This is a genomic window from Microcoleus sp. A6-C6 (genome assembly GCF_036705955.1).
GTDB lineage: Bacteria > Cyanobacteriota > Cyanobacteriia > Cyanobacteriales > Microcoleaceae > Microcoleus.
Map to the genome: position 1 here is coordinate 1 of NZ_JAUBVR010000012.1, position 16522 is coordinate 16522.

At 47.6% G+C, this 16522-nt stretch carries 16 protein-coding genes; 7 read left to right on the forward strand and 9 right to left on the reverse strand.

The window, feature by feature from the left end:
• Window positions 1-402: 402 nt before the first annotated feature.
• The 3 genes from QUB52_RS07345 to QUB52_RS07355 all read right to left on the reverse strand — a co-directional run bounded on the left by QUB52_RS07345 (window position 403) and on the right by QUB52_RS07355 (window position 2600).
• Window positions 403-1071 carry an HAS-barrel domain-containing protein gene (locus tag QUB52_RS07345; RefSeq protein ID WP_265237897.1) on the reverse strand — a complete coding sequence of 223 codons (669 nt, stop codon included), beginning with the start codon at window positions 1069-1071 and terminating at the stop codon, window positions 403-405.
• Between the two features lie 101 nt (window positions 1072-1172).
• Complete coding sequence (locus QUB52_RS07350; protein WP_106149246.1) at window positions 1173-1364, reverse strand: NAD(P)H dehydrogenase subunit NdhS; 192 nt, start codon at window positions 1362-1364, stop codon at window positions 1173-1175.
• 165 nt (window positions 1365-1529) lie between these two features.
• Complete coding sequence (locus QUB52_RS07355) at window positions 1530-2600, reverse strand: Mrp/NBP35 family ATP-binding protein (protein WP_265237896.1); 1071 nt, start codon at window positions 2598-2600, stop codon at window positions 1530-1532.
• A 189-nt stretch (window positions 2601-2789) separates the two neighbouring features.
• Here QUB52_RS07355 and hemF point away from each other — a divergent pair, with 189 nt between their 5' ends.
• Together hemF and QUB52_RS07365 are read left to right on the forward strand one after the other, a co-directional pair.
• A complete protein-coding gene (gene hemF, locus QUB52_RS07360; RefSeq protein WP_332972764.1) occupies window positions 2790-3833 on the forward strand; it encodes an oxygen-dependent coproporphyrinogen oxidase in 1044 nt (347 codons plus the stop codon).
• Between the two features lie 60 nt (window positions 3834-3893).
• Window positions 3894-4256 carry an STAS domain-containing protein gene (locus tag QUB52_RS07365; RefSeq protein WP_265237893.1) on the forward strand — a complete coding sequence of 121 codons (363 nt, stop codon included), beginning with the start codon at window positions 3894-3896 and terminating at the stop codon, window positions 4254-4256.
• Window positions 4257-4715: 459 nt separating this feature from the next.
• On the opposite strand, the gene QUB52_RS07370 is transcribed toward QUB52_RS07365, so the two are convergent.
• On the reverse strand, window positions 4716-5366 hold the full coding sequence (locus QUB52_RS07370; protein WP_265237892.1) for a chromophore lyase CpcT/CpeT: 651 nt from the start codon (window positions 5364-5366) through the stop codon (window positions 4716-4718).
• Window positions 5367-5709: 343 nt separating this feature from the next.
• Here QUB52_RS07370 and psb29 point away from each other — a divergent pair, with 343 nt between their 5' ends.
• Window positions 5710-6423, forward strand: a complete 714-nt coding sequence (psb29, locus tag QUB52_RS07375; RefSeq protein WP_332972767.1) for a photosystem II biogenesis protein Psp29 — start codon at window positions 5710-5712, stop codon at window positions 6421-6423.
• Between the two features lie 285 nt (window positions 6424-6708).
• Here the strand turns inward: psb29 and QUB52_RS07380 are convergent, their stop codons facing one another.
• The 3 genes from QUB52_RS07380 to QUB52_RS07390 all read right to left on the reverse strand — a co-directional run bounded on the left by QUB52_RS07380 (window position 6709) and on the right by QUB52_RS07390 (window position 9643).
• Complete coding sequence (locus QUB52_RS07380; protein WP_265237890.1) at window positions 6709-7245, reverse strand: late competence development ComFB family protein; 537 nt, start codon at window positions 7243-7245, stop codon at window positions 6709-6711.
• Between the two features lie 212 nt (window positions 7246-7457).
• Window positions 7458-8399, reverse strand: coding sequence for a M23 family metallopeptidase (locus QUB52_RS07385; RefSeq protein ID WP_375339819.1), 942 nt, complete (start codon window positions 8397-8399; stop codon window positions 7458-7460).
• A gap of 152 nt (window positions 8400-8551) precedes the next feature.
• Window positions 8552-9643: an acyltransferase family protein gene (locus tag QUB52_RS07390; RefSeq protein ID WP_265237889.1), complete on the reverse strand. Its 1092-nt coding sequence runs from the start codon at window positions 9641-9643 to the stop codon at window positions 8552-8554.
• Between the two features lie 118 nt (window positions 9644-9761).
• On the opposite strand from QUB52_RS07390, the gene QUB52_RS07395 reads away from it, so the two are divergent.
• Window positions 9762-12077, forward strand: a complete 2316-nt coding sequence (locus QUB52_RS07395) for a cation:proton antiporter (protein ID WP_265237931.1) — start codon at window positions 9762-9764, stop codon at window positions 12075-12077.
• Between the two features lie 60 nt (window positions 12078-12137).
• Entirely contained in the window at window positions 12138-12368 is a 231-nt protein-coding gene (locus QUB52_RS07400) for a hypothetical protein (RefSeq protein ID WP_332976145.1), read from the forward strand.
• Here QUB52_RS07400 and QUB52_RS07405 read toward each other — a convergent pair.
• Window positions 12352-12564, reverse strand: coding sequence for an Hfq-related RNA-binding protein (locus QUB52_RS07405; protein ID WP_265239432.1), 213 nt, complete (start codon window positions 12562-12564; stop codon window positions 12352-12354). The genes QUB52_RS07400 and QUB52_RS07405 overlap by 17 nt on opposite strands.
• 194 nt (window positions 12565-12758) lie before the next feature.
• Between QUB52_RS07405 and dapF the strand changes: the two genes are divergently transcribed.
• Together dapF and QUB52_RS07415 are read left to right on the forward strand one after the other, a co-directional pair.
• The gene (gene dapF, locus QUB52_RS07410; protein WP_265239433.1) at window positions 12759-13595 is read left to right on the forward strand and encodes a diaminopimelate epimerase; all 837 of its coding nucleotides are present in this window, start codon (window positions 12759-12761) and stop codon (window positions 13593-13595) included.
• Between the two features lie 287 nt (window positions 13596-13882).
• Entirely contained in the window at window positions 13883-15028 is a 1146-nt protein-coding gene (locus QUB52_RS07415; protein ID WP_265239434.1) for a hypothetical protein, read from the forward strand.
• A gap of 160 nt (window positions 15029-15188) precedes the next feature.
• Here QUB52_RS07415 and QUB52_RS07420 read toward each other — a convergent pair whose 3' ends face one another.
• The gene (locus tag QUB52_RS07420) at window positions 15189-16373 is read right to left on the reverse strand and encodes an aspartate aminotransferase (RefSeq protein ID WP_332972771.1); all 1185 of its coding nucleotides are present in this window, start codon (window positions 16371-16373) and stop codon (window positions 15189-15191) included.
• Window positions 16374-16522: the final 149 nt, after the last annotated feature.

A 16522-nucleotide genomic window follows, 5' to 3' on the forward strand; every position in this document is an offset into this window, starting at 1 on the left:
ACTTTTTCGTAACTCATTTTTGATGCGTTGAACTTCTATTTATTTGACAATTATATCAGACTTTCGCAGGAGGTCTAGTCAATACGGTTCACTTAACACTATTTATGCCCCGGAGATCCCCCTAAATCCCCCGAAAGCAACGGGGACTTTGAGAGCTTTCTTGTCCCACCCCCTACTCCCCTTTTTAATGGGTGTGCCAAGGAGATCTGTCTTAAGTGAACCGTATTGAGCTATCAGTTCGATAATCGGAAATTCTGGGAAGATTCGGCTATTTAAACAATTATAGCGGTTATCAAAAAAGTGAGGAGAGCCTCATGCCCTATGCGCTATGCCCTATGCCCTATGCCCTATGCCCTATGCCGTTCGCGTACCTCATTTTTTTGAGAAAAGCTATACCATATCCTAGGGATGAATCTGGCTCAAAATCACCCGCAATCTGTCATAATCATCCTTCAACAAAACACTTAAATTCCTCCCGGCTTCTACCAACCAAGCTCGATCGCGCATCCGCAACTGATAAATCTCTCGAATCGTCGCCGCCGCCAGTGCATCCACAGGCGCATTAGTCACCCCCAGCAGCGTCCTCAAAAAATCCAACTGCACCGTAAAATCAATCACCTCATCCGATTCGCAGCGATAAACCGCCTGGTGAATTTGCGGCGGGCGTGGCGGCAAATACTGATAAATTGTACCCCTCGATTGGCCGTGGCCGTTGAACCTTTCCGGTGGCTTCTCAAACCCCACAATCGCCACTCTAAACTCGGTTTTGAGCATCGCAAAAATCTGCGGTTGTTCTTCCCGCAACTCTTCTAGGGACAAACCCAAGGCGCGGGCTCTGTGCACGGAGTCGATCGGGCTAGTGGTAGCATGATAAACCACGCCATAGATTTGATTTTTTGACTCTTCATCTTCCGCCTTCACCCAACTCCCAAAAGGCGGCATCGCCGGAAAACTCAAGTCTTCCGGTTCCAAACATTGAGCCAAAAACTCCGAAGTTGCTGTCTCGATGACTTCAGCAATGCGATCGGGATGGCGCTCTTTTGTGCCAAATTGGGGTAAAGGTAAACGCATAGTTTAGTCAGTTGACAGTTATTATTTTTGAATCTCTCCCAATAATCAGTAACCAATAATTACTGACTACTGATTACTGACTATTGACTACTGACTAATTACTATTTCGCGCGGCCAGCCGTAGCATCCACGAGATCCAACTGCGAAAGGCGGAACGTGATCAGCTTGTCCCAATTGCCACCTTCAAACAGTACCGCGACTTTCCCGTCGGTAACTCGCTGCACAAGTCCTTGAAAGCCGTAGTAAATCTCGCCCTTATCTTTAACTCGAACTGCCGAACCTGGAAAAATCATAATTGTTTCAAAGTTAAGTTTGACTGTTTATAGTTTACCGTTTCTGGTTTCTAGGACGCACTGCGACTCTGAGAAACCGGGTTTTTATCAATTCTAGGGCTGCAACCTGTGTTTTTTCCTAAAAAACCCGGTTTCTCGACACCCGTGCGTCCTGGACTAACTTTGTTAAGCTAGGGCTGCTACAGAAACCTTACCAGCAATCCGACCCGCGATCGCCCGCAACTCCCTCGCCGAAGCAGAACCCGGTTGTCCCACCACAATTGGCACACCCGAATCACCACCTTCCCGCAGCGGAATTTCCAGCGGAATGCGGCCTAACAGCGGCACTCCCAACTCAGCAGCCGTCCTTTCCCCGCCGCCGGAACCGAAAATATCATATTGCTTGTCAGGCATATCCGGCGGCACAAAATAGCTCATGTTTTCCACAATTCCCAATACCGAGACTCCCAACTGCTGGAACATCTTCAACCCCTTGCGCGAATCCAACAAAGCCACCGTCTGCGGAGTCGTCACAATCACCACACCAGCCATCGGCACCGCTTGGGCCATTGTCAACTGTGCGTCTCCAGTACCCGGAGGCATATCAACAATCAGATAGTCTAAATCGCCCCAATTCACCTGATAGAGGAATTGTCGGATGATCCCGTTCAACATCGGGCCGCGCCAAATCACAGGTTGGTCTTTCTCAATTAAAAATGCCATCGACACCAATTTGACGCCGTAGTTGAAAGCCGGTTCGAGGCTTTCCCCGCTTTTTCCGTCCCTCACCATCACTTTCGCGTCCCCCAAACCCAACATATTTGGGTCGTTGGGCCCATAAATATCGGCATCGAGTAAACCCACCTTAGCGCCAGTTTGCGCCAGTGCTACAGCTACATTTACCGCCACCGTGCTTTTGCCAACGCCGCCTTTGCCGCTGGAAATGGCGATAATATTTTTGACTCCTTCTATGCCTTGGCGATCGACCATTCCCTTCTGCTGCGGCGTCTCCGCTGTCACCTCCACGGTCACTTTTTCGACTCCTGGCAACTGTTTGACAGCTTTTTGGCAATCTTCGACAATAAATTCTCGCAGCGGGCAAGCAGGCGTTGTCAGCACTAAAGTAAAACTGACGACACCGCCGTCAATTTTAATGTTACGAATCATGTTCAATTCCACCAAACTCTTTTGCAGTTCGGGGTCTTGCACGGGTCGCAGGATTTCTAAGACTGAACTAATATCGAGTGTATTGGGCATTGTGTTCTCCACCATAGCTCTGCAATTGGGTTAGCGAATTTTCGATCGCAGGTTTAAGTATATTTTTGTTGCTATTTTTTAATGTATCTTCATTGCGATCATTTGCAGACCTACGGTGGCATAATTACATGGCGACTGGATTTGGGAATCATCGCCCATCTCAGACTTAAATCTGACAACAGAAATTTTATGACAGTTTCTACAACACTTAAAACAGCCACTTCCCCGTTTTTGCCGCCCGCTGATTCTAGAGCTAGAGTCAGCCAATTTATGAAAAGCCTACAAGACGAAATTTGTCAATCCCTCGAACAGCTCGACTGTGGTGGCAAATTTAAAGAGGACTCTTGGGAACGCTCCGAAGGCGGGGGCGGACGTTCTCGCGTCATGCGCGAAGGCAATGTGTTTGAACAAGGCGGAGTTAATTTTTCCCAAGTTTGGGGCGAAAGTTTGCCGGCTTTGATTCTTGCGAAGCACCCAGAAGCGGCCGGTCACGATTTTTACGCCACTGGGACTTCGATGGTGCTGCACCCCCGCAATCCTTATTTGCCTACGGTTCACCTCAATTACCGCTATTTTGAGGCTGGGCCGATTTGGTGGTTTGGCGGCGGTGTGGATTTGACTCCTTATTACCCGTTGGCTGAGGATGCAGCTCATTTTCACAAAACTCTGAAAGCAGCTTGCGACAAACACCACTCGGACTATTATCCGACTTTTAAACTCTGGTGCGACGAATATTTCTATCTCCCACACCGCCAAGAAACTCGCGGCGTGGGCGGCCTGTTTTTTGACTACCAAAGCGCTCAAGGCGCGCTTTACCGCGACCATAACGTCAAAGGCAAAGCCGCTGAGTACAGCAAGAATGCCGGCAACCCGGAACCCCGAAGCTGGGAGTCGCTGTTCGCCTTCGTACAGGACTGCGGCCGCGCATTTTTGCCGGCTTACACCCCAATTGTTGAAAAGCATCGATCGAAAGCATACGGCGATCGCGAGCGCGATTTCCAACTTTATCGCCGCGGCCGTTACGTTGAATTTAACTTAGTGTACGATCGGGGCACGACCTTTGGCTTACAGACCAACGGACGCACCGAATCGATTCTGATGTCCCTGCCGCCTCTGGTACGCTGGGAATATTGCTTCGAGCCAGAACCCAACTCTCCAGAAGCCGAACTCTACTCCAAATTCTTAAAACCCCAAGATTGGGCGAATTGGATGCCTCAGCAGTCACCGACCTGAGTTAAACTACTGAGAAAGTAACCACCGCGATAAATAGTAATAATTTTGAGGGAAGGGTCAGTGATTCATATTGATCAAAAAACCCACACGCTTCAAGACGGTACAACAGTTATCGTCTTAGCACCGACAGGACGGTTGGACATCACGACAGCTTGGCAATTCCGCCTCAAGTTGCAAGAGTGTATTTCCAAACTCAGCCGTCATGTCGTCGTGAATCTTGGTCAGGTAAACTTTATCGATAGTTCTGGCCTGACCTCGTTGGTAGCCGGTATGCGCGATGCGGATAAAGTTAAGGGCAGTTTCCGCATTTGCAATGTTCATCCAGAAGCCAAACTGGTGTTTGAAGTCACCATGATGGATTCTGTGTTTGAAATCTTTGACACGGAAGAAGAAGCTCTAGAGGGGGTGCCACGCGCAAGTTAAGAAGACCGGGCGGTTGAAACCGCGTCTAGACAAACAAAACCTGCCTCCGCAGGTTGAAGAAAACCGGGCGATTGAAATCGCGTCTAGACAAACAAAACCTGCCTCCGCAGGTTGAAGACCGGGCGGTGAAAATTACGTCATCGAAAAATTGGGCGGAGCGTAGCGGAGGGTTGAAACCTCCCCCCTTTTAGGGGGACTTTTAGTCTCTAATTAAAAGTCTACCGCAGGGCTTGCGGGAGGCAATAGCCAAAGCCTGTGGAGCGAGCATAAGACCGGAAAACCCTTCGGGAGGTGGAGGCAGTTGCAATGAAACAGGAACCCAAATAGCGATGTTTGGGAATCGCCGCACTTTTAGGGCGGTGAGAATGTCAACTTCTTCTTTAGTCCGCGGAGGCGGACTTTGTTTTTGTAGGCGCGGTTTCAACCGTACGTCCGATCTTTGTTTGTTTAGAGGCGGTTTCAACCGCCGTCCGATCTGATCCCAAGCGTATTAGCCAATATTTCAGAAGCAAAATCCTGACGCTTCACAAATCTAAAAGGGCCCATTAAAGCTCCCCAGATAGCCTTGCCTGTCGTGGGGCTTATTCCTTTGTCATAGCTGAGAAATTCCTCCTCTGCGGCTTCAAACCCCAAGTCTACTTGGTAACTTTGCCCGCCGTAGGTAAATCCACAACGAGTTCCCTCCGGCAGAGATGCCCGAAAACGATAGCGATTTGAGCCTAAATTTTGCACCGCAATGGAAAGAGTGCAACCGGGGAGAAGTTCGATTTGCTCGCCCTTGAGTTTTGCCAGTAAGTCGGGGTTGCGACCGGCTCCTTTGACGGTTTCGATATCCTTAAACATATAATACTGAGCTTCTATAAGTCCCGGTGCTGTCTTCACGTGCCTCAGTTGCACGATTCGCGGGCGGTAGGGCTTGTCTAATTCCAGAATGTTGGCTTGTTCGGCAAACAGGGCAATGCTGGGTTCGGAAAATAGAGGCACGGGCAATGGTCTTTGCCAGAAACGCAGGTGAACGTACCAAGCCGGGTCTGCTAGGGCTTGTTCCCGGTTGTCAAATTCACCGGCCATGTACTGGGCTAACGTTCTTAGTTCAGGAGAAATTGTCATTTTTGTGGGATTTTTGAGGATTTGGGCTTGACATTAAAAATTTATTGTGATATGGCTGGCGAGAGATGGGCTGGACAAGTCAAAAGATTAGATTTCTGAGCGATCCCAGCTAAGCTATGATTGTAAAGATACTTGGCTTTTGTCCTCGTAGTGCGACCTATTAATTGTTGCTGCCGATCGCCCGCAAAATCTTTTTCATAAAATTTTGTCTGTCTTCCCGGCTGCTGCACTTTGAAAAAAACTGGCAAATTTTGTCAGCGCGATCGCCAATCGACTCCCCCGACTTTACTCATGCCGCGCTCGCCCATAGGCTGCGGCAAAATTATTTATCTATAAAACTCAGGTGAACAATAACCGTACTGTTTCAGATACTAAGCGAAGTTTCTATACGATTCACACTCGACCAATTAACTCAATTTACCGTCGAGTGGTGGAAGAGTTGATGGTAGAAATGCACTTGCTTTTGGCGAATGTCGATTTTCAATACGACCCGATTTATGCTTTGGGTGTGGTGACAGCTTTCGATCGATTCATGCTCGGTTACGCCCCAGAAGCAGATAGACTTTCGATTTTTAACGCTTTGTGCAAGTCCCTAGAAGACGATCCCGATCGCTACAAGCAAGACGCTCACAGATTGGAAAGCTTGGCCGAGCGACTTTCCGGGTCTGAGTTGCTGTCGTGGCTCGATCGCTCAACCAGCTTTGAGGATACAGGAGATTTGCAAGCGTCTTTAGGGGCGATCGCCAGCAACGCTCAATTTAAGTACAGTCGCTTATTTGCGATCGGCTTGTTTTCGCTGTTAGAAAAAGCTGACCCCGAAATGGTAAAAGACCAAGAAACGCGAAATGGCGCGATCGCCAAAATCAGTGCGGCCTTGCACCTCCCTCAAGACAAAGTTAGCAAAGATTTAGATTTGTACCGGAGCAATTTGGAAAAAATGGCCCAAGCGCGAATCGTGCTTCAAGATGTCATCCAAGCGGAACGGAAAAAACGTGAAAAGCGAGAAATAAAAGTTACTGCCGCCCCCTCAGCAGACTCTTCTGAGAGCAATAATTAATCGTTTGAAGTCATTGGTCATTGGTCATTAGTCGTCAGTCGTCAGTCGTCAGTCGTCAGTCAGAGGGAAGAGAGAAGAAGGAAAAGGGAATTGTTTGTTTTAGGTAACAAACCAAGAAAACTCTTAAAAATTTTTTTCTTTAATTATGACGAAGGCATTCTGATGAATCCCTTCTGCTTTCTGGCTTCTGCGGATCAATGAATGTTTGTGGCTCACAAATTAAAAATCCCGCTTTCTGAATAGAGCGGGATCGACTTAACCAAAATAGAGCTGTTGGAGGTGGTACTACGGCTGGAGTTCAAAGTTAACAGCGTTAGCTTGCAGCCAATTGCTGAGATTAGACAGAACTTCGCTTCCAGAAGACTTGCCCAAAGCTGTGGGGTGGACGGGATCTGGTCTGTCCAAGTTGCGGTCGATCGCTGCATTGACTTCTTTGGAAATCAAATCGTGAAGTTGTTCTTTAGCCCTAGCCCTTTGAAAGTGAGCTCCCTCTTCCGTCGTAGCGTACAGAGGCGGCAGCCTATTTAAAGCATAAGCTGCAATATCTCCTACATCCAAATTCAGCTCGCTCGTCGCTTCAATTTCTGCCACCCTAGCGATCGCATCGCTGAGCACCAACTCTTCCATCACATTGATGAACTGTTTGCGTGGCAAAACCACAACTTCCCCAGTCAACAAAGCTCCCATCAGGCGATCGAGAGCCATGTACTCTTCGATCGACAATTCAGAAGCCGTATTGCAGATCCGTCCCACTTCAGCTTCCATAGCCGGCGTTAAATAGCCGTCTTGCAAAGCCTGTTCAACAATTTTTTCAATACTCATATATGCTTCCCGCTCAACGGCATCATTAATACAGTTTTGTTTTTTAAAGACGCAATTGCTGGCGTCTTCAGATTCGAGTTTCGATGGTGGAGTTGAGAATTTTCATACAAATCCTAACTCAATACCGATCGCCTAGAACACTTATCTGTGTACCCCAGCCACAAACTTACCCCATAATTGACCGTTAAATTCGTCAAAATCGGTAAAAAGTCCTACTCAATTCCCTGAAGCCGCCAAGGTACCGGATCGATCGACTGCCCGTGCACATAAAGTCCCCAGTGCAGGTGAGGGCCTGTCGCAGCCCCCGTTGACCCCAGAGCACCAATTACTTGACCCGCTTTTACGAAATCACCTTCCTTGACATCAATCCGGCTGAGGTGCATCAAAATACTTGCTACCCCTTGACCGTGGTCGATACCAACCACATTACCGTGGATTTTGAACCCTTGGGATTCCCGTCCCACGAGAGAAACCCTACCAGCGGCCGGTGCGACTACAGGGGAACCGTAAGCGCCGCCGTAATCCACGCCACGGTGGTAGTAGTCTTTAGCAAATACTCCATTATAGTATCGCTGCACGCCGTAAATAGTGGTAACTTCGCCAGAGTTAGGGCGCAATAATTTGCCATCCCAAAATTTTTCGGGTGTCACCAGTGCTTTAAAGGCGTCCACGGGATCGAATTCGGCATCTGTACCTTCTTCGTCTTTACCGGGTGGCAGCCAGATGGATTGAGTGGGAAAATCTCGATCGCGCACTTGCACGTTCAACTTCTGCACTTGTCCGTCACCGGAGACTTGCAGAAGGCGGGCACCGGGTTTCTCTACCGGCGTCGTCGGTAGCAGGGCCCGAAAGCGGCCGTTGCCGATCGGAAACGCGGGGTAGTTTTTCTGCTGTAAAGAAACTGTTGGAGTTTCCCCGCCGTTACCGTCAACCTGAATGATTACTGACAGCGTATCTCCCAGTTCGGGATTTTGTGGTGTTACGACTACCTGCAAAGCTTGCACCGGCAGGGCCAAACTCAGAAAGCCGGCCACCATAGGCGCGATCGAACTTATCGTTAGCTTATTTGCTTTCAACTGTCGCCACCGGGAAATAGCACCCACAGATATGTTCGCACTTTGCCCGCAGTTGCCTCGATTCACAGTCATGAGCATAGTTAGGCTTCCTTAACCTTTGTCAAGCTAATGTTACACAAAGCTGGCAAATTTAGCACTTTTTTTGTGATCCGATAGCCTCAGATGTAGGGTGCGTCGGGATCGCCAATATTCGCATCAAATCGACAATCTCACCCCGACGCACCACACAATTAGCCTGCTTGTGTCTTTGGAAGGCTCATTTTTTCAACTATATTTTTCCGCAGATAAACCGTCAGAGGTTTTTCGATCAAAGAGTAGAATATGCAGCCGACAACTACGGCAAACAATGCCACCAGAGCCGGAGCAAAGAAACCGTCGAAATATTTTCCTAAATTCGCCTTTTGCACAATTTTTGTACTTGCTGATATCACTGGGCTGTGGAGCAGAAATATTGAATATGAGGCATCGCCTAGGAAGATGAAAAGAGCAGGAATTCTCGGAGAATCCTTAAGGTCGATCGAACTTGCAGCAACGATCAACAGAGCGGCCAGCACTGCAAAAGTTTGGATCCGATCGAACTCAATGTTGCCCCAAGCTACCAGTATTGCTAATATAAGATATCCTAAATTGGCTATCCCAAATAATAACCATCTGTAATTGGTAATTTTATTGTTATATTTAATCACTATATAAGCAGCCAATCCACCCAAAACAAATTCTAGATTCATATTACCAAATACTAGATTTAGTAAGAAAAAAGTATCGGAAAATTGTATGACTTTAGAAAAATGTAGAAGTGTAATCAATAGCCAAGCCAAAAGTATAGGCACTGACTGTTTAGGCTTGAACCAGATAGCTATGCTGAACAATACGTAAAAATACATTTCGTAAACTAAAGTCCAACCTACATCCAGAATCGGCTTGTCATTTTGAGGAATCAAGAGCAGCGACAGAATTATCTTTCCAAAATTTAAATCTTGAGCATTAGCAAAACCGGGAATAACTAGAAAGAAACACAAAACTATCAGAGTAATTATCCAGTAGATCGGGTAAATTCGGACGCAGCGCTTGACTAAAAATGATTTTAACTGGTCTTTTTTCCCGATCGCCGATCGATGAACATACACCATGATAAAACCGCTCAATACAAAAAAGTAATCAACACCACTCCAGCCAGCCTGAAATAGATTAAAAAAAGTAACTTGATTTAATCTCTCCGTGCTCATCTGGTTGACATGAAACATTACCACCAATAACGCCCCAATCCCTCGATAAACTTGCAAGAGATTGAGCTTTTTGTGAGGAGTAGAACTCTTTGTCATGAAAAAATACCTTGTTCAACAGTGGCAGTTGGGCTTGCTACTCAACTATAATCAACGCCCCCAACATAGTCAACACATTAAACACTATAATATAACTTTACACTTTTTTCATAAAGTTGTGCAAGAAGACTTCCGACTGATCGTTGACTTAGTTATAGTTCTCGCTGCTGCCGCAGCAGGAGGACTCTTTGCATCGCTGTTGCGACAGCCGGTAATTCTCGGATACCTCCTGGGAGGGATCGTAATTGGGCCGGCTGGTTTGGGGCTGATTAAAGAATTAATTCAGGTAGACACCCTCGCTGAATTCGGTGTTGCCTTTCTGTTGTTTGCTTTGGGAGTAGAGTTTTCCTTTGCCGAATTAAATCGAGTTAAAGCAATTAGTCTGGGCGGGGGGGGCTTGCAAATTGTGCTGACGATCGCCTTTACTACTGCAATTTCCTTAGCCGTAGGCTGGGTAGAATCCCCCGCCCAAGGCGTGTTTTTAGGGTCGATTCTGTCGCTTTCCTCGACAGCAGTTGTACTCAAATGCTTGATGGAACGCAATGAAGGCGGTACTTCCCACGGGCAAGTCATGCTGGGAATCTTGGTAGTTCAAGATTTGGCTTTGGGGCTAATGCTGGCAGTTTTGCCGGCCCTCAATCAGCCCGCAGAGGCGATCGGCATGACGGTAGTCTGGGCTCTGGTGCGGATCAGTTTATTTGCTGCTGGTGCAGTAGTGGCCGGCATTTGGATCGTACCGCAATTGCTGCGCTACCTCGCGAGAACGGAAAGCCGGGAACTGTTTTTGCTGGGAGTTGTGGTTTTGGCTTTAGGGATTGCGCTGCTGACAGAATATCTGGGCTTCTCGATCGAGATGGGCGCCTTTGTGGCGGGTTTAATGATTTCGGAGGTGGAATATGCCGACCAAACTCTAACTTACGTTGAGCCTTTGCGAGATATTTTTGCATCCTTATTTTTTGTCACCATCGGAATGTTAATCGACCCGATGTTTCTCTGGAGCCATCTAGAATTAATTCTCGGACTGGTATTTCTAGTATTTGTCGGCAAATTCTTGATAATCACGCCGCTCGTTCGACTATTTGGTTATCCGCTAAAAACAGCATTGATCGTAGGTTTGGGCTTAGCTCAAATCGGAGAATTCTCCTTTGTACTCGCTAGTTCCGGTCAAATGATGGGACTGGTTTCGCGAGAAGTTTATCTATTAATTTTAGGAACGACAGCAGTCACCTTGGTGCTGACTCCGTTTGTATTGAGAAGCGTGCCGCAATTATTGAATTGGGCGGAAAATTTCGGGCCTTTGCAGCGATATTTTGACGAAACATCTCAACCTGTGGAAATCGCGGAAAATTTGCCGGAACAAAATCATGTTGTGATTTGCGGCTACGGGCGAGTTGGCAGAAATTTAGTCAAAATGCTGCAGGGCCGCAACTGTTCAATTGTGGTGATCGATGAGTCAGAAAGGAGAATTCAAGATTGCAGAGTGCTAGGAATTCCCTACATTTACGGGAATGCTGCTAGCTTGCACGTCTTGGAATCTGCCGGGATCGAACGGGCCGCTTCAATGGCGATCGCCCTTCCCGATCCCATGAGCACTCGCTTGTGTCTGAAGCGGGCTTTAGAATTAGTTCCAGATTTGGATATTGTCGTGCAGGCCAACAAAGATAAAGATATCGAACTGCTTTACCAACTGGGGGCGTGGGAAGTTGTGCAGCCGGAGTTTGAGGCTAGTTTAGAACTGTCTGCCCACTTGCTGGCTGGCATGGGCGTCTCAACAATGGCAATTGGACGGGAAGTGCAGCAAATTCGCAGCAGCCGTTATCTGGAATTGCGGCCAGCGCGCGAACCTTTGGCGATTTCGCGGGATTTGAAGGTGGCCGTTCAAGATATGAACAGCGAGTGGTACAACTTGCCGCAGGGTTCTCCTATCGCCAGCATGACTCTGGAAGAAACTAACTTGCGACAGTTGACAGGGGTCAGCGTAATGGCGATCGTCCGCCAAGATGGCGAGGAAATTGATTATCCCAACGGCAAGACAGCTTTGCAGTCTGGCGATCGAGTTTTGGTAGTGGGAGAACCGGAAGAAATCATCAGCTTTGAGTTGCTGGCGAAGGGCGAAGTTGCAGTGCCGCAGGGCGGTAGTTCTTGCCAGTGGCTGAGGCTGCCAGCCAACAGCCTTTGGGCGGGCAAAAAACTGTCAGAGGTAGATTTGCTGATCCAGTACGGGGTGCAGGTGCGGGCAATCCGCCGGGAGGGGAAATTTACTCGCTGGCCGGACGCAACTACCAGTTTGCAAGAGGGCGATCGTTTGTTACTGTGTGGGGGCTTCTACGAGCTCGGTTTGATGCAGCGGACTGCCTCACCGCCAGTTCGGCAACCAGCCTTAAAGCTGCCTTTTCTCACCGCCCAAGTCAGCGAAAAGCTGTTTAGCGATTAGTCAGTTGGCAGTTGGCAGTTGGCAGTTGGCAGTTGGCAGTTGTCAGTTGACAGTTGACAGTTGACAGTTGACATTAGTCAGAAGGAAGAAGGAAGACGGAAGACGGAATACGGAAGACGGAAGACGGAAGACGGAAGACGGAAGACGGAAGAAGAAAGAAGGAAGACGGAAGAGGGAATATTTTCCCCCTCTCCCCATCTCCCCCTCTCCCCATCTCCCCATCTCCCCATCTCCCCCTCTCCCCATCTCCCCCTCTCCCCCTCTTCCCATCTCCTCACTTGTTGGGTTTAATATAGGCAATTGCCGATCGCGAAATCATAATTTGTGTTTCTGAGGGATCTAGGAGGCAAAGACAGCTATTGTCCTGCCAAAAAATTCTGCCGGCTAGCAAGTCGCCGGTCATGAGTTTGATCTCTACCTGTTCTTTTTCTTTGATGTAGCTTTGTATTAAGCGAATGCTGGGCAATCCGGTCTCAAATTCAGACATACTGGGAAATGGGTAATTTGGTCATTGGTCATTGGTCATTAGTCATTAGTCATTAGTCGTAGGGTGGCCAACTGAGGAGTGAGGATTGAGAACTAATGACATCCGGGCGGGACGCAACTGGCAAATGAGTAATGACTTAATGACTTTATGCAGTGTATCAACTAATCAGTTTTAACCAAAAGAGGTTTGTTTTTATGCCGATCGAGTTTGCGAAGTATCACGGCCTGGGCAATGATTTTATTCTGATTGACAACCGCCACTCCTCAGAACCAGTTTTAACACCAGAACAAGCTGTCGAAATGTGCGATCGACATTTTGGCATTGGCGCAGACGGCGTGATTTTTGCTCTTCCGGGTCAAAACGGCACTGACTATACGATGCGGATTTTTAATTCCGACGGTTCGGAACCGGAAATGTGCGGCAATGGGATTCGCTGTTTGGCTAAGTTTATCGCTGATTTGGAAGGTGAGAAGGCAAAAACTGACTACCGCATCCACACTCTGGCGGGTGTGATTAGCCCGGAATTGCGATCGGACGGTCAAGTTAAGGTGGATATGGGAGTTCCCCGGCTTCTGGCTGCGGAAATTCCGACAACTTTAGCTGCACCGGATGCGAAAGTGATAGATGTGCCGATCGATGTTGCCGGTAAATCTTGGTCTGTTACCTGCGTTAGCATGGGTAATCCTCACTGCATTACTTTTGTAGACGATGTTTCGGCTGTTGCTTTAGAAAATGTCGGACCTCAATTCGAGCACCACCCGGTCTTCCCGCAGCGTACCAATACGGAATTTATTCAAGTTATACGATCGAACTACGTAAAAATGCGGGTGTGGGAAAGGGGCGCAGGTGTTACTCTAGCTTGTGGGACTGGTGCTTGTGCTGCTGTGGTGGCTGGGGTGTTGGTCGGGAAGTGCGATCGGGCAACTGCTGTTGAACTCCCCGGCGGCGTTTTGGAAATCGAATGGGCAGAAGTTTCTGGGCGGATTTACATGACTGGGCCGGCACAGCGAGTATTTACTGGCTGTCAGTAGTCTGTTGACAGTTGACAGTTGTCATTAGTCCTTGGTCATTAGTTTTTGGTCATTAGTCTTTGGTCATTAGTCAGAAGCAGTTTTTGGTGGAATTGACAAATAAGAAAAATTCTTGAATTCAAAATTTTTCTTTACTTTTTTAATTATGAAGAATGCTGAATGACTAATGCCCTGCGCCTTCTGAAGTCATTGGCTGAAGACTACTGACTAATGACTACTGACTAATGACCAATGACAACTGACTAAAATCTAAAATCTAAAATCTAAAATTTACTAGGTGAATGTGCATGGCTGGAGGTATTTATCTGATTCAGGACGACGACAGGCTGGTAGAAATGATGGAACAGCCCTACGACTCGGAAGACCAGTTACAAGACTTGCTAGTAACTTATCCTAACTTGATCGCCGGAGACCAAATCGATCGCGCGACGGCGCGGAGGTGGCTGTTAATTTCGCGGGAAGCAGCAACGCCCACGGATGAGGAAACAGCCGTCCAATGGTCGCTGGATCATTTGTTTCTCGACCAAAATGCCGTTCCTACTTTGGTGGATGTCAGGCGCACTCCTAATGCCGAACTGCGGCAAAAAGTGTTGGGTCAGTCGATCGACTATGCTGCTAATGCGTTGGTTTATTGGCCGATCGATTCTATTATTGCTCTGTTTGAAGCTAATTGTCGCGATCGGGGTCGCGATCCAGAACAGATTTTTGAAGAGTTTCTCGGTGAAGATGTGAATGAAGACCTATTTTGGCAGAAGGTTAAAACTAATTTGCAAGCGGGTAAAGTTCGCCTAGTATTTGTAGCTGACGAGATTTCCGCTGAAATGCGCCGAGTTGTGGAATTTCTCAACGAACAAATGGATCCGGTTGAAGTTTTAGCCCTGGAAATTAAGCAATATGTCAGTGAAGATGGTTTAAAAACATTGGTTCCCAGAGTCATCGGTCAGACAGCAGAAGCACAGCAGAAAAAATCCAGCACAACTCGCGAAAGAAGACGCTGGGATGAATTGTCATTTTTTGCCGAAATCAAGGCTAGAAGGGGCGCAGATGAGGCGCGAATCGCAAAATCCATATACCTTTGGGCGAAAAATCAAGAACCCGAAATTCAAATCAATTGGGGAACGGGGGACACCTACGGCGGTTTTGCCGCCGGGTTGCATCACAGGGGAAAAAAACTATATCAGTTATTCACTGTAGATATTGCTGGCAGAATGGAGATTTCTGCTGACAATTATGGTTCCCAGCCGCCGTTTAATGCAGAACAAAATTGGCTGGAATTGAGAAACAAGCTGAGTTCGATCGGTCTCTCGCTACCTACAGAACCTGGAGAGAGAAGGTCTCCGAGTCTGGCTTTATCTACTTTGGAAGACGAATTTGCCCTCCAGCAAGTTATGGAAACTTTTGGCTGGGCGATCGAGCAAATTAAAACGTTATAGTCATTGGTCAGTAGTCAGTAGTCAGTAGTCAGCAGTCAGTAGTCATTGGTTATTAATTGTTGGCTGACGTTATTTGTCCGATGTCTTGATTCTACAGTTATTAGTTGTTTGCTGCTGACCAATGACCAATGACCAATGACCAATGACTACTGACCAATGACTATTGATAGCGAATATTAGCTTGTTTCAAGCGTCGCAAAGCTTCTCCCAGCCGATCGCAATCAGCAATCAAACTAATCCTCACATATCCTTCGCCGCCAGGGCCGAAAGCATTACCAGGAGTCACTACAACACCCGTTTGCTGCAAAACATTCAAAGCAAAATCCGTCGAACTCATCCCCGGAGTGCAAGGAACCCAGAGATACATTGCAGCCAGAGGTTTAGGAATATTCCACCCCAATTCTGCCAGTCCTGCAACCATAAAATCGCGGCGAGTGCGGTAGCGTTGCTGAACTTCGTGCAAGTAACTATCGGGCAATTGCAGTGCTGTTTCTGCTGCTGTTTGCAAAGCGGAAAATATACCGTAATCTAGGTTAGTTTTTAAGGTTCGTAAACCTTGAATTATCTTGCTGTTTCCTACGACAAAACCAACTCGCCAACCTGCCATGTTATAGGTTTTTGACATCGTATGAAATTCGACGCCGATTTCTTTGCCGCCGGGAATTTCTAATAAACTTGTCGGTTGATAGCCGTCAAAGGCTAACTCCGCATAACACAAGTCATGAACCAGTAATATTTGATGTTTGTGGGCGAAAGCAACAATATCTTTGTAAAATTCGCGGGGGGCGGTGGCTCCGGTCGGATTGCTGGGATAATTAAAGTAGAGTATTTTGGCTTGTTCGGCTACGCTGTCGGGAATCGAACCTAAGTCAATTACCCAGTCATTTTCGGGTTTGAGGATGATGTTATGAACTTTGGCACCGGCGATAATCGGGCCGCGAAATAATACCGGATAAGCGGGACTCGGTACTAATACTAAGTCGCCGGGATTGATGTAGGCGATCGCAAAATGTGCTAAACCTTCTTTGGAACCCAATAAAGGCAATGCTTCGCTTTCTGGATCGAGTTCAACATTGTAGCGGCGGCTGTACCATTTGGTAATTGTGCGGCGAAAACTAGCAGTTCCTTCAAAGGGTGGATAGCCGTGATTTGCAGGATTTTGGATGGCTGCGACGGCGGCTTCTACTACTGGTTGAGGAGTGGCACCGTCGGGGTTTCCCATTCCTAAGTCTATTAAATCTAGTCCTTGTTCGCGGGCGCGGGCTTTGAGTTCGTCGAGACGGGCAAATACGTAGGGCGGTAGTGTTTGCAACCTGTCAGCAGGGCTAATCCAATCCAAAGTCATTTGTTTTTTGTCAGTTGTCAGTTTTCCTGGTTTGTAGTCAGGACTTCAGTCCTTTCTAGCAGAATACGGTTTAGTTAACACCCGGAGATCCCCCTAAATCCTCCTTGGGGGACTTTGAGAATACTCTTGTCCTCCCTTTCTTAAGGTGG